The organism is Rhodococcus sp. C26F (assembly GCF_053345925.1).
In genome coordinates, this window is sequence record NZ_JBKFBA010000003.1 from 221,831 (window position 1) to 235,625 (window position 13,795).

Annotated in this window: 11 protein-coding genes; 10 read left to right on the top strand and 1 reads right to left on the bottom strand. The window is 68.8% G+C overall.

The window, feature by feature from the left end; translation table 11 throughout:
- Positions 1-7: 7 nt before the first annotated feature.
- From ahcY to secA, 8 genes are all read left to right on the top strand, one after another.
- Positions 8-1,477 carry an adenosylhomocysteinase gene (gene ahcY / locus ACLBYD_RS06260; protein ID WP_447815792.1) on the top strand — a complete coding sequence of 490 codons (1,470 nt, stop codon included), beginning with the start codon at positions 8-10 and terminating at the stop codon, positions 1,475-1,477.
- Between the two features lie 57 nt (positions 1,478-1,534).
- Positions 1,535-2,200, top strand: a complete 666-nt coding sequence (locus tag ACLBYD_RS06265) for a dTMP kinase (RefSeq protein ID WP_447815793.1) — start codon at positions 1,535-1,537, stop codon at positions 2,198-2,200.
- Between the two features lie 5 nt (positions 2,201-2,205).
- A complete protein-coding gene (gene mtrA / locus ACLBYD_RS06270) occupies positions 2,206-2,883 on the top strand; it encodes an MtrAB system response regulator MtrA (RefSeq protein ID WP_006550216.1) in 678 nt (225 codons plus the stop codon).
- A gap of 68 nt (positions 2,884-2,951) precedes the next feature.
- Entirely contained in the window at positions 2,952-4,601 is a 1,650-nt protein-coding gene (mtrB, locus tag ACLBYD_RS06275) for an MtrAB system histidine kinase MtrB (RefSeq protein ID WP_138843822.1), read from the top strand.
- Positions 4,598-6,382: an MtrAB system accessory lipoprotein LpqB gene (lpqB, locus tag ACLBYD_RS06280; RefSeq protein WP_447815794.1), complete on the top strand. Its 1,785-nt coding sequence runs from the start codon at positions 4,598-4,600 to the stop codon at positions 6,380-6,382. The genes mtrB and lpqB overlap by 4 nt, the downstream gene beginning before the upstream one ends.
- Positions 6,383-6,485: 103 nt before the next feature.
- Positions 6,486-7,130: a ComF family protein gene (locus ACLBYD_RS06285; RefSeq protein ID WP_271036804.1), complete on the top strand. Its 645-nt coding sequence runs from the start codon at positions 6,486-6,488 to the stop codon at positions 7,128-7,130.
- 235 nt (positions 7,131-7,365) lie between these two features.
- The gene (gene hpf / locus ACLBYD_RS06290) at positions 7,366-8,034 is read left to right on the top strand and encodes a ribosome hibernation-promoting factor, HPF/YfiA family (RefSeq protein WP_060651341.1); all 669 of its coding nucleotides are present in this window, start codon (positions 7,366-7,368) and stop codon (positions 8,032-8,034) included.
- 184 nt (positions 8,035-8,218) lie between these two features.
- Positions 8,219-11,032 carry a preprotein translocase subunit SecA gene (gene secA, locus ACLBYD_RS06295; RefSeq protein ID WP_447815866.1) on the top strand — a complete coding sequence of 938 codons (2,814 nt, stop codon included), beginning with the start codon at positions 8,219-8,221 and terminating at the stop codon, positions 11,030-11,032.
- A gap of 140 nt (positions 11,033-11,172) precedes the next feature.
- Here the strand turns inward: secA and ACLBYD_RS06300 are convergent, their stop codons facing one another.
- Positions 11,173-11,724 carry an Rv3235 family protein gene (locus tag ACLBYD_RS06300; protein ID WP_447815795.1) on the bottom strand — a complete coding sequence of 184 codons (552 nt, stop codon included), beginning with the start codon at positions 11,722-11,724 and terminating at the stop codon, positions 11,173-11,175.
- A 174-nt stretch (positions 11,725-11,898) separates the two neighbouring features.
- Between ACLBYD_RS06300 and ACLBYD_RS06305 the strand changes: the two genes are divergently transcribed.
- Complete coding sequence (locus ACLBYD_RS06305) at positions 11,899-12,387, top strand: HAD-IA family hydrolase (protein WP_059382387.1); 489 nt, start codon at positions 11,899-11,901, stop codon at positions 12,385-12,387.
- The gene (locus ACLBYD_RS06310) at positions 12,384-13,793 is read left to right on the top strand and encodes a WS/DGAT/MGAT family O-acyltransferase (RefSeq protein WP_026061398.1); all 1,410 of its coding nucleotides are present in this window, start codon (positions 12,384-12,386) and stop codon (positions 13,791-13,793) included. Before ACLBYD_RS06305 ends, ACLBYD_RS06310 begins: the two co-directional genes overlap by 4 nt.
- Positions 13,794-13,795: the final 2 nt, after the last annotated feature.

The following is a 13,795-nucleotide window of genomic DNA, read 5'->3' on the forward strand; positions in this document are numbered from 1 at the left end:
TCTGCACGTGTCTGACACCACGCTCGTAGCCGACCGGGTCAACGGTCTCGATTTCAAGGTCGCCGATCTGTCCCTCGCCGAGTTCGGGCGCAAGGAGATCCGGCTCGCCGAACACGAGATGCCGGGCCTGATGGCGCTGCGTCGCGAGTACGCGGAGGTGCAGCCGCTGAAGGGCGCACGGATCTCCGGCTCGCTGCACATGACGGTCCAGACCGCTGTGCTCATCGAAACGCTCGTCTCCCTCGGCGCGCAGGTGCGCTGGGCGTCGTGCAACATCTTCTCCACCCAGGACCACGCCGCCGCGGCCGTCGTCGTCGGCCCGCACGGCACCCCCGAGGAGCCCAAGGGCGTCCCGGTCTTCGCCTGGAAGGGCGAGACCCTCGAGGAGTACTGGTGGGCGGCCGAGCAGATGCTCACCTGGCCCGGCGAACCCGCCAACATGATCCTCGACGACGGCGGCGACGCCACGATGCTCGTGCTCAAGGGCGCCCAGTTCGAGAAGGCCGGCGTCGTCCCGCCGATCGACGAGGAGCAGGACTCCGCCGAGTACAAGGTCTTCCTCGAGCTGCTGCGCCGCTCGCTCGCGGCCGACTCGAAGAAGTGGACCACCGTCGCCGAGTCCGTCAAGGGCGTCACGGAGGAGACCACCACGGGCGTTCTGCGCCTGTACCAGCTCTCCGCGGCCGGCGAGCTCGCGTTCCCCGCGATCAACGTCAACGACTCGGTCACCAAGAGCAAGTTCGACAACAAGTACGGCACCCGGCACTCGCTGCTCGACGGCATCAACCGCGGCACCGACGTCCTCATCGGCGGCAAGGCCGCGCTCGTGTGCGGTTACGGCGATGTCGGCAAGGGCTGCGCCGAGGCCCTGCGCGGCCAGGGCGCACGCGTCTCGGTCACCGAGGTCGACCCGATCAACGCCCTGCAGGCCATGATGGACGGCTACGACGTCGTGACGGTCGAGGACTTCATCGGCCAGGCCGACATCGTCATCACCGCCACGGGCAACAAGGACATCATCACCTTCGAGCACATGAAGGCGATGAAGCACCAGGCCATCCTCGGCAACATCGGCCACTTCGACAACGAGATCGACATGGCCGGCCTCGAGCGGGCCTCCGACGTCACGCGGATCAACATCAAGCCGCAGGTCGACGAGTTCACCTTCGCCGACGGCCATTCGATCATCGTCCTGTCGGAGGGCCGCCTGCTCAACCTGGGCAACGCCACGGGCCACCCCTCCTTCGTGATGAGCAACTCGTTCGCCAACCAGGTGATCGCCCAGATCGAGCTGTGGACCAAGCCCGACGAGTACGACAACGAGGTCTACCGCCTGCCCAAGCACCTCGACGAGAAGGTCGCGAAGATCCACGTCGAGGCGCTCGGCGGACAGATCACGAAGCTGACCAAGGAGCAGGCCGAGTACATCGGTGTCGACGTCGAGGGCCCGTACAAGCCCGAGCACTACCGCTACTGATCCCGGCAACTCGACGGGAATCACAGGGCACATGAGTGATCGGGAATCACAGGGCACATGGGTGATCTGATCGTCGTCGAGGGTCTCGATGGGGCCGGCAAAAGGACGTTGTCCGCCGGTCTCGTCGAGACCTGGCGCGAGGCCGGACGGAAGGTCGCGACGCTGGCCTTCCCGCGGTACGGGCAGTCGATCCACGCCGATCTGGGCGCGGAGGCGTTGCGCGGGCAGCACGGCGACACCGCCTCGAGCGTCGAGGCGATGGCGTTGCTGTGGGCGCTCGACCGTCGCGATGCTGCCGACGAGCTGCGGAAGCTGCTCGCCGACAACGACATCGTGCTGCTCGACCGGTACGTCGCGTCCAACGCCGCGTACACGGCGGCGCGCCGGAACCAGGGCGCGACCGGCCCGGCGGTGGAGTGGATCCGCCGTCTCGAGTTCGAACGGTTCGGGCTTCCGGTGCCCGATCTGCAGGTGCTGCTCCGCGTTCCGGTCGCTCTCGCCGCGGAGCGTGCCCGTAACCGCGCCGCGACCGAGGTCGACCGCGATCGCGACGCCTACGAGCGCGATGCCGGTCTGCAGGAGCGCACCGGCGCGGTCTACGACGGGCTCGCACAGCAGCAGTGGATGTCTCCGTGGGAGGTCGCAGGCCCGCAGGCCTCCCCGCGACAACTCGCCGTTGACATCTCAAATCTGCTTCACGACGCTCGAGGGGTGACACGATAGAGGCTATGAAGCCGAGGATTCTGGTAGTCGACGACGACACCGCGCTGGCCGAGATGCTCACGATCGTGCTGCGCGGCGAGGGATTCGAACCGTTCGTGGTGGGGGATGGCACTCAGGCGCTGGGCGCCGTGCGCGAGATCCGGCCCGACCTCGTCCTGCTCGATCTCATGCTCCCCGGCATGAACGGCATCGACGTGTGCCGTGTGCTCCGCGCGGATTCCGGTGTGCCGATCGTGATGCTCACCGCCAAGTCCGACACCGTCGACGTCGTGCTCGGCCTCGAATCGGGCGCCGACGACTACATCGTCAAGCCGTTCAAGCCGAAGGAGCTCGTCGCACGCGTGCGGGCCCGGCTGCGTCGCACCGAGCAGGAACCGGCGGAGGTCCTGACCATCGGGGATATCACCATCGACGTCCCCGCCCACAAGGTCACCCGCGGCGACGAGGCGATCTCGCTCACGCCCCTCGAGTTCGACCTGCTCGTGGCGCTCGCGCGCAAGCCGCGCCAGGTGTTCACCCGTGAGGTCCTGCTCGAGCAGGTCTGGGGCTACCGGCACGCCGCCGACACCCGGCTCGTGAACGTCCACGTCCAGCGTCTGCGCGCGAAGGTCGAGAAGGATCCCGAGAATCCCGAGGCGGTGCTCACGGTGCGGGGGGTCGGCTACAAGGCCGGACCGCCGTGATCCGAACCTACCGGCTTCGGCGGCGTATCACGCGTAGGACGCTGCCGCTGGTGAGGTGGTCGCGGTCGATGAGCAGCCGACTCGCGCACACCTGGCGACGATCGCTGCAGCTCCGGGTCGTGACCTCGACCCTCACGCTGTCGCTGATCGTCATGTTCGTGCTCGGAGTGGTACTCACGAGCCAGATCACCGACCGACTGCTCGAAGTGAAGATCGACGCGGCGACCGAGGAGATGGATCGCTCGCGCGCACTCGTCGAGGGACAACTCGCGGGCGCCGACGACTCCGGCTCGCTCGCGGTCCGCCTCGACGGTGCCGCGGCGATCCTCACCAGCCGCGGCAGCGACGGGGGACAGGACACCGGCGTCGCCGGAACCTTCGACCCCGTCCTGATCGTCCCCGGCGACGGTCCGCGTGCCCCCACCTCGAGCGGGCCCGCCGACCAGATCCCGCAGAACCTGCGCGCCTTCGTCCAGAACGGGCAGATCGCGTACCAGTTCGCGACGGTCGCCGATCCCGACGGCTACACCGGGCCGGCCCTGATCATGGGCAGCCCCACCGACTCCGACATCTCGACACTCGAGCTGTATCTCGTCTTCCCGCTCGGCGGTGAGGAACGCACCCTCGCCCTCGTCCGTGGCACCCTGCTCGTCGGCGCCGTGGTCCTGCTCGTGCTGCTGGCCGCGATCTCGATGATCGTCGCGCGGCAGGTCGTGCTGCCCATCCGGTCGGCCTCCCGGATCGCCGTGCGCTTCGCCGACGGGCGGCTCAAGGAACGCATGCCGGTCCGCGGCGAGGACGACATGGCGCGCCTGGCGATGTCGTTCAACGAGATGGCCGAGAGCCTGTCGCGGCAGATCACCCAGCTCGAGGAATACGGCAACCTGCAGAAACGGTTCACCTCCGATGTGAGCCACGAACTGCGCACCCCGCTCACGACCGTCCGTATGGCCGCCGACCTCATCCACGACGGCAGCGACGAGCTCGACCCCGTCCTCAAGCGGTCCTCCGAACTGCTCGTCGCCGAACTCGACCGCTTCGAGAGCCTCCTCAACGATCTGCTCGAGATCAGCCGGCACGACGCGGGTGTCGCCGAACTCGCCTCCGAACGACTCGATCTGCGGATGTGCGCGCGTGCCGCCGTCTCGACCGTGCGGCACCTCGCCCGCGAGACCGCCACCGAGCTCATCGTCGACCTGCCGGACGAGTCCGTCGAGGCCGACGTCGATCCCCGCCGCGTCGAACGCATCCTGCGCAACCTGCTCGCCAACGCGATCGATCACGGCGAGGGCAAACCCATCCTGCTGCGGTTGCGCGCCGACGACGCGGCCGCGGCCTTCGTCGTGCGCGATCAGGGCGTGGGTCTGCGACCGGGGGAGGAGAAACTCGTCTTCAACCGGTTCTGGCGCTCCGATCCGTCGCGGGTCCGGCGCTCCGGCGGCACCGGCCTCGGTCTCGCCATCAGCGTCGAGGACGCCAACCTGCACAACGGCAAGCTCGAAGCCTGGGGCGAGCCGGGACGAGGCGCCAGCTTCCGGCTGACCCTCCCGCGCGAACGCGGACGTAAGGTGGGTCGCAGCCCCCTGCCTCTCGTGCCCAGCGCCGCGAAGGCCGTGCAGGGCAAGCCCCCGCCGGGTGACGAGACCCCGGAGCAGCCTTCGACGGGAGAGATCCCGACCGACCCTGCGAGCACATCGTCCGAAGGAGCCAGTACATGAGCCGCTCGACTCCGCGTGCAGCGGGCGTGCTCGTCGTATTCCTGACCGCGGCCGGACTCGTGCTGTCGGGATGCGCCACGCTGCCCGATTCGTCGTCACCGCAGGCCATCGGAACCCTCGAACGCGGCCCCGCGACCACCGAGGTCGCCGCTCCCGTGCCCGGTCGCGAACCCGACCTGCTCCTGCGCGACTTCCTGCAGGCGAGCACGGATCCGACCAACCGCCACCGCGCGGCCCGGCAGTTCCTCACCCCCACGATGTCCGAGTCCTGGGACGACGCGGCGAGCGCGACGATCGTCGACAAGGTCGACGTCCTCGTCGAGGAACGCGACGGCGACAGTGCCACCTACGTGGTGCGGGCGAGCACCGTCGGTTACCTCGAGGAGGGCGGCATCTACCGTCCCGCCGACGGGGAGTTCGAGGCGCGGTTCTCCCTGGTCCGCACGGACGGGGAGTGGCGCATCGACCGGTTGCCGGCCGGCGTCATCATGGACCGCCCGCGCTTCCTCAACACCTATCAGCGCCGCTCGCTGTACTTCCTCGACCCGACCGGCAACGCCGTCGTCCCCGACCCGCGCTGGATCACGGGCACCCCCGAACAGACGGCGTCGCAGTTGATCGGGTTGCTCGTCGAAGGGCCCAAAGAGGTCCTCGCGCCTGCGGTCAAGAATCTCCTCGAGGACGTCACCGTCATCGGCTCGGTGACGAAGGCGGACGGCCGCACGACCGACGTCGGCGTCGGACTCGGCGGTATCCGCATCGACTTCCAGGGGGTCGGCTCGATGGGCCGGCAGGATCGCGAACTGCTCGCCGCGCAGGTGATCTGGACCCTCGCCAACGCAGACATCAGCGGCCCGTACCACCTCCTCGCCGACGGCCAGCCCCTCGACGAACGGTTCCCGAACGGCTGGACCACCGCCGACGTGGCGTCCATGAACCCCCTCGCCGCGTCGAGCGTGACGGTGGGCCTGCACGCGCTGCTCGACGGGACGCTGGTGAGCGTCGCCGAGACCGGCGTGACACCGGTCCGCAGCTTTTTCGGCATGTCCGACGACCTGCAGTCCGTCGCCCTGTCGCTGGACGGGGAACTCGTCGCCGCCGTCGAGAACACCGGGAAACCGGCACCGGAGCCGGCCGTGCAGCTGATGGTCGGTGCCTACAGCGAAGGCGCTGCCGAACCCGCGGTCGACGGCGAGTCGATCACCCGGCCGTCCTGGTCACCGAACAACAACTCGGTGTGGGCCGTCGTCAACGGCACCGCGGTAGTGCGTGCGGTGCGCGAGCCCGGCACGGGGCGGGTCACCGTGGTCGGCGTCGAAGCGGGTGCGATCCGTGCCCTCGGGGGCCGCATCACCGAGCTGCGCCTGTCGCGCGACGGTGTCCGCGCCGCCCTGATCATCGACGGACGGGTCTTCGTCGCGACGGTCGTACCGACCACGACCGGCGAGTACTCGCTCACCAATCCGCGCGAGATCGGCTTCGGTCTCGGCGGTCCCGCGCTCGCCCTGGACTGGAGCACGGCCGACACCATCGTCGTCTCCCGCGCGTCGGCCGACGTGCCCGTCGTGCAGGTCGCGGTGGACGGCTCGCGCATCGACGCACTCCCGAGCCGCAATCTCACCCCTCCGGTGGTCGCCGTGGAGGCGTCCACGGCCAGCGAGTTCGTCGCCGATTCCCGGACGGTCTTCCAGCTCAACAACCGCGACCCCGCGGGCGACCGGTACTGGCGCGAGGTACCCGGACTGGCCGGGATGGCGGCCATCCCCGTCCTCCCGGGCTGAGCGCGCCGACGGTGACGCCCGGGCGTCGGTGCCGACGGTGACGCCCGGGCGTCGGTGCCGACGGTGACGCCCGGGCGTCGGTGACTTCGGGCACACTCCCGGTGTGCTCACCGCCCTTCTCGATCTCGTCCTGCCCGCCCGGTGCGGTGGGTGCGCCGCTCCCGGAGCGAGCTGGTGCCGGGTGTGCGCACGCGAGCTCTCCGATCACCCCGTGGCCGTCGCGCCGCGCGTCGACCCCGGGACCCCGGTGTGGAGTCTGGGCCCGTACACCGGCCCCAGGCGCCGCGCGGTGATCGTCGCGAAGGAGCGTGCCCGCCGGGATCTCGCCGAGCCGCTCGGGCTCGCGTGGGCCGTCGCGATCGCGCGGCTGCGCCGATGGAGCGAGCTGCCCGAGGGTCCCTTGATCGTGACGCCCGCCCCCACCCGGGCGCGTGCGGCGCGGGCACGCGGAGGCGATCCCGTCACGCGTGCCGCCCGGGCCGCCGCGACCCACGACCGTCGCCTCCACGTGCATCCGATCCTGAGTGTGGCGGCCGGGGTCCGTGATTCGGTGGGGCTCTCGGCAGCCGACCGGCAGCGCAACCTCGCCGGCCGTGTCGGGGTGCGCGCCGACGGTCTGCCGCGCACGATCCCGGTCCTCGTCGTCGACGACGTGCTCACCACCGGAACCACCGCGCGCGAGTCGGTGCGGGCACTCCGACGCGCCGGATTCGACCCTCTCGGAGTGCTCGTGATCGCCCACGCGTGAGCCCGCGGACGGGCCCGGAAAGTACCTCACCGAGTGACCGGAAGGCGACGCGACGTGAAATCGCGCGGGAACGGTGGCACACCTCCGCGTTACGTACTACCGTCGCCATCAGACCCGGAAACAACAAGGTAGACGGGTGGAAACGCCTGTTCTTCCGATTCCGGGCGAGCGCGCTCTCGCGCTCATACATCATGCCGGCGCGCGGGCTGCGCCGGCCGTAACTCGGGAGGTACGCGTGACGACCCCTTCGAAGTCCAGAGGTTCCGTTGCAGAGGCCGATGCCGCCACGGAAGGCCCCCGTGCCGACGTTGTCGTGAAAGGACGCAACGTCGAGGTCCCCGATCACTTCCGGATCTACGTCTCCGAGAAACTCGCTCGGCTCGAACGTTTCGATCCGACGATCTTCATCTTCGACGTCGAGTTGCAACACGAACGCAACAGGCGTCAGAGGAAGAGTTGTCAGCGGGTCGAGATCACTGCCCGCGGAAAGGGACCTGTCGTACGCGCCGAGGCCAGTGCCGACAGCTTCTACGCTGCCTTCGAGTCCGTGATCAGCAAGCTCGAATCGCGCCTGCGACGGACGAAGGAGCGCCGCAAGGTCTCCTACGGTGAGAAGACGCCCGTGTCCGTGGCGGAAGCCACCGCGGCCCTCGCCCAGGACGACGAGCTCGCGATCTCGCCCGACCTGTCGCTCGGCGACAGCGAGAAGGAACCCCAGGACGGTCCCGGTCGCATCGTCCGGACGAAGGAACACAACGCTCAGCCGATGACCGTCGACGACGCCCTCTACGAGATGGAACTCGTCGGTCACGACTTCTACCTGTTCCACGACAAGGAGACGGACAAGCCGTCCGTGGTCTACCGGCGACACGCCTTCGACTACGGTCTGATCAGGCTCGTGTGACACTGCCGGGAGTGACCGAAGGCACCTCGCCATCGCGGTCACTCCCGCGCAGCGCCTACCATGGAATCCGGCCGGGGTCCGACAAGGCCTCGGCCGGATTTCTTGTCCGTGCAGGTACCCGAGATTGAGGACGAACACACCAGTGCTGTCGCTGACGAAGCTGCTCCGGATCGGTGAAGGTCGCATGGTCAAGCGGCTCAAGCACATCGCCGAGCATGTCGATTCCCTCTCCCCGGACTTCGAGGCCCTGACCGACGCCGAGCTCCGGGCCAAGACGGACGAGTTCCGGAGCCGCTACCAGGACGGCGAGACGCTCGACGATCTGCTTCCGGAAGCCTTCGCGACCGCCCGGGAGGCGTCCTTCCGTGTGCTCGGCCAGAAGCACTATCTCGTCCAGATCATGGGTGGCGCGGCGCTGCACTTCGGCAACATCTCCGAGATGAAGACCGGTGAGGGCAAGACCCTCACCTGCGTGCTGCCGGCCTACCTCAACGCGATCTCCGGCGACGGCGTCCACGTCGTCACCGTGAACGACTACCTCGCCAAGCGCGACGCCGAGTGGATGGGCCGCGTGCACCGTTCCCTCGGACTCGAGACCGACGTGATCCTGTCCGGCATGACCCCGGCCCAGCGCCGCGCGGCCTACTCCGCCGACATCACCTACGGCACCAACAACGAGTTCGGTTTCGACTACCTGCGCGACAACATGACGCACTCGCTCGACGACCTCGTCCAGCGTGGCCACAACTTCGCGATCGTCGACGAGGTCGACTCGATCCTCATCGACGAGGCCCGGACCCCGCTGATCATCTCGGGTCCCGCCGACGCGTCGAGCAAGTGGTACTCCGAATTCGCGCGCATCGCCAAGCTGCTCAAGCCCGAGGTGCACTACGAGATCGACATCCGCAAGCGGACCGTCGGTGTGCACGAGGCCGGCGTCGAGTTCGTCGAGGACCAGCTCGGCATCGACAACCTGTACGAGGCGGCCAACTCGCCGCTGGTGAGCTACCTCAACAACGCCATCAAGGCCAAGGAGCTCTACGCCAAGGACAAGGACTACATCGTCCGCAACGGCGAGGTCGTCATCGTCGACGAGTTCACCGGCCGCGTCCTGTCGGGCCGCCGCTACAACGAGGGCATGCACCAGGCGATCGAGGCCAAGGAAGGCGTCGAGATCAAGGCCGAGAACCAGACGCTCGCCACGATCACGCTGCAGAACTACTTCCGCCTGTACGACAAGCTGTCGGGCATGACGGGTACGGCCGAGACCGAGGCCGCCGAGCTCCACCAGATCTACAGCCTGGGTGTCATCCCGATCCCGACGAACCGTCCGATGGTGCGCGTCGACCAGGGCGACCTGATCTACAAGACCGAGGAAGCGAAGTTCGCGGCCGTCGTCGACGACGTCGTCGAGCGTCACGAGAAGGGCCAGCCGGTCCTCATCGGTACGACGAGCGTCGAGCGGTCGGAATACCTGTCGCGGCAGTTCACCAAGCGCGGTGTGCCGCACAGCGTGCTCAACGCGAAGTTCCACGAGCAGGAAGCGCAGATCATCGCGCAGGCCGGCCGGTCCGGCGCGGTGACGGTCGCGACGAACATGGCCGGTCGCGGTACCGACGTCGTGCTCGGCGGCAACCCCGACATCCTCGCCGACATCGAGCTGCGCAAGCGCGGCCTCGACCCGGTCAACACGCCGGACGAGTACGAGGCGGCCTGGGACGAGACCCTCGAGCGGATCAAGGCCGAGTCGAAGGCCGACGCCGAGAAGGTGCGAGCGGCCGGTGGCCTGTACGTGCTCGGCACCGAACGGCACGAGTCGCGTCGTATCGACAACCAGCTCCGTGGCCGTTCCGGTCGTCAGGGCGACCCGGGCGAGTCGCGGTTCTACCTCTCGCTCGGCGACGAGTTGATGCGACGCTTCAACGGCGCCGCGCTCGAGTCGATCATGACGCGGCTGAACCTGCCCGACGACGTGCCGATCGAGGCGAAGATGGTCTCCAAGGCCATCAAGAGCGCGCAGACGCAGGTCGAGCAGCAGAACTTCGAGATCCGCAAGAACGTCCTCAAGTACGACGAGGTGATGAACCAGCAGCGCACCGTCATCTACGAGGAGCGTCGCCGGATCCTGCGCGGCGAGGACCTCGAGGGTCAGGTGCAGCACATGCTCACCGACGTGATCACCGCCTACGTCGACGGTGCGACCGCCGAGGGCTACGTCGAGGACTGGGATCTCGAGCAGCTGTGGACGGCGCTCAAGACCCTCTACCCGGTGGGTGTCGACCACAAGACGCTCGTCGCCGAGAACGAGGACCTCGACCGCAACGGTCTGCTCGAGGTCCTTCTCGAGGACGCCCGCGCCGCCTACACACGTCGCGAGGCCGAACTCGAGGCCATTGCCGGTGAGAACGCGATGCGCGAACTCGAGCGTCGCGTGCTGTTGTCGGTTCTCGACCGCAAGTGGCGCGAGCACCTCTACGAGATGGACTACCTCAAGGAGGGCATCGGCCTGCGCGCGATGGCGCAGCGTGATCCGCTCGTCGAGTACCAGCGCGAGGGCTTCGACATGTTCACCGCGATGCTCGAGGGCCTGAAGGAGGAATCGGTCGGATTCCTGTTCAACCTCCAGGTCGAGGCCGCGCAACAGCAGCAGTCCGCGGGTGTGGCGGTCACGCCGGCCTCTGCGGCGGCCGCCGCGCAGGCGGCCCCGAGCCTCGCCAAGGCTGCTCCCGCCCGACCGGCACAGCCGGCCCCGACGGCACAACAGGCACAGCCGGCTCCGGCGGCGCAGGCGGAGCCCGCACCGGCCGCGCTGCGGGCCAAGGGTCTCGACGAGACCGAGCGGCGTCTGACCTACACCGGTCCCGACGAGGACGGCCGCGCCCACGTCGCGCGTACGACCGCCGGTTCCGACGCGGGCTCCGCGCCCAGGCAGGCGGGCACCCGCAAGGAGCGTCGTGCCGCGGCCCGGCGCGACGCGAAGACCAACCGGCGGCGCTGAACGCGCTGAGTCGAAGACTCACGTAGGCGCTGAGTCGAAGACTCACGTAGGCGCTGAGTCGAAGACTCACGTAGGCGCTGAGTCGAAGACTCACGTAGGCGCTGAGTCGAAGACTCACGATCACCCCACGACCCTGTGGCTCACCCGAGCCACAGGGTCGTGATCGTCCAGCGGTGCGGAGCACGAGGACGGGGACGCTTGCGCACCATCCGGCCGGCGAAGGCGAACACCCGGTCCCCGCGGCCGTAGCTGCCGAACAGTTCCACGGTGTCGGCGTCGACGGGACGCACCCGCGTCCGCAGCAGCACCGCAGTGCTGCGTCCGGCACGCGGAGGCCGGCCCGCGGTGATCGTCGCGACGAGACGCGGATCGAGGACCGTGGTGGACTGCACCGCGGGACGGCGGCCGTCGACGACCTCGAGGACCAGGCGCACCGCCGTCTCCGCGACCCGCACGACACCCGGATCGAGCACGATCGCAGGCCGGTCACCCGGTCCGGTGGCCGGACCTTCGATGCCCCGGCCGTCGGCAGGACGTCCCGTTCCGTCGCGGCGGAGCGGGGCGCGTCCCGAGCGTCCGTCGTGCGGCGTGGGCCGACGGGCGACGTGGCTGCGGGGACGGTGGCAGCTCTCCTCGACCGGAGGTTCGAGGCGGGTGAGGCGGCGCACGTAGCGCCCGGTGTGATGCGACATGGACCCTCCCGAAGGGCATGAGAACGGATCGTCACGGTGACACCGTGACGGCGGATCGGTTCGGGAGAGGACGAACCGCGCACATGATGCCACATCGCCGGGCGACGGTCCCGGTTCGACGCGCGCGGGATGCGCTGCGCGAGCAGGACGTCCGGGACCTACGGTGGTGTCGTGATGCGAGGGCTCGTACTCGACGTCGGTGGCGTCCTGGTCGGGCCGGGAAGCGACCCCGACACCTTCGGCGCGGCCGTGACGGTCCTGCGCGCGCGTGGGGTGCGGACCGCTCTGCTGAGCAATGATCCCGGTGGGCCCGGCGCGCAGTGGCTGCGCGATCTCGAGGGCCCGTTCGTCGACCGCGTGGTGCTCTCGGGTGACGCACGTGTCGCCAAACCCGACCCCGAGAGCTACCTGCTGGTCGCCCGGCTGCTGGACCTCGAGCCCGGCGAGTGCGTCTTCGTCGACGATTCGGTCGGCAACGTGCGAGGCGCCGCCGCTGCGGGGATGGTCGGCGTACACCATGATGGTTCACACGACGCGCCGGGCGAACTGGCCGTACTCTTCGATCTCGATCCCGAGGAGATCGGGAGCGGAGCCACGGACGGCGCCGAGTCGTGGTGGCGACGCTCGGGAGGTTCGGGTCAGGAGGGGGAACGGGGTCGATGACGAGCCGGATGACGGCGCAGGACGCGTCGTATTACTACCTGGAGACGAGTAACACGCCGATGCACGTCGGGTCGCTCGCGATCCTCGAACCCCCCGAGGGCGGTCTCGACTACGAGAGCGTGCTGCGGTTGGTCGAGCAGCGACTGCCCGAGGTGCCCCGTTACCGGAAGAAGGTGCGGGAGGTCGCATTCGGGCTCTCGCGACCCGTGTGGGTCGACGACCGCGATTTCGACATCACCTACCACGTGCGGCGCTCCGCGCTGCCGAAACCCGGCTCCGACGAACAGCTGCACGACCTCGTCGCGCGTCTGGTCTCGCGACCGCTCGACCGCACGCGACCGCTCTGGGAGATGTATCTCGTCGAGGGGCTCGCGAACGATCGGGTGGCGCTGTTCACGAAGTCGCATTCGGCGCTCGTCGACGGCGAGGAGGCCCTCGACATCGTCCAGGTGCTCTTCGACAAGGAGCCGGTGCCGCGTGAGGTCCCCGAGGAATTGTGGATGCCCGAACGCGAACCGTCGGAGTCCGCTCTGCTCGTCGGAGCGCTCGCCGAACTCGTCGCGCGCCCGGGGGAGGGGATCGCCGCCGTGCGATCGGCCGTGGGCGATCTCACGGCGACCCTCACCGAGACCGTCGACGCCGTCGGCCGGATCGCCCGCACGGCAGCGCAGTCGGCGCCCGAGACTCCGCTGAACACGCAGATCTCGAGGAGCCGTCGGTTCTCCGTGGTGCGCTCCGATCTGGAGCCCTACCGCAAGATCCACTCCCGCTACGGCTGCACGATCAACGACGTGGTGCTTGCGGTCCTCGCCGGCGCGTTGCGGTACTGGCTGCTCTCCCGCGGGGAGCCGGTCACCGAGGCGACGGTGGTGCGGGCGATGGTCCCGATGTCGGTGTACACCCAGGATCCGGACGACTGCGGCGACAACGACACGATCCAGGTGCACCCGCAGGGCGAGGTGTCGTCCTTCCTGCTGGATCTGCCGGTGGGGGAGCCGAACGCGGTGGTCCGGTTGTCGCACATCGCGCATGCGGGCGAGGCCTACTCGCGGCAGCGGCGGCGGGTGGCGGCGCAGACGATGGTCCGCTTGTCGGGCTTCGCCCCGGCGACGATGCACGCGGTGGGAGCCCGGGTCGCGATGGGTTTCTCGCAGCGGATGTTCAACCTCATGATCACCAATGCGCCCGGTCCGCAGCACCCGCTCTACCTCACCGGAGCCCGGCTGCTCGAGATCTTCCCGGTCTCGCCGCTGCTGAAGAATCAGGCCCTGAGCATCGCGTTGACGTCCTACGACGGCAAGATCTACTACGGTTTGAATGCGGATCGTGATGCGATGCCCGATGTGGACGTGGCAGCGACGCTGATCCAGGAATCTCTCGAGGAGTTGACGGATGCCGGCAGGTGAGA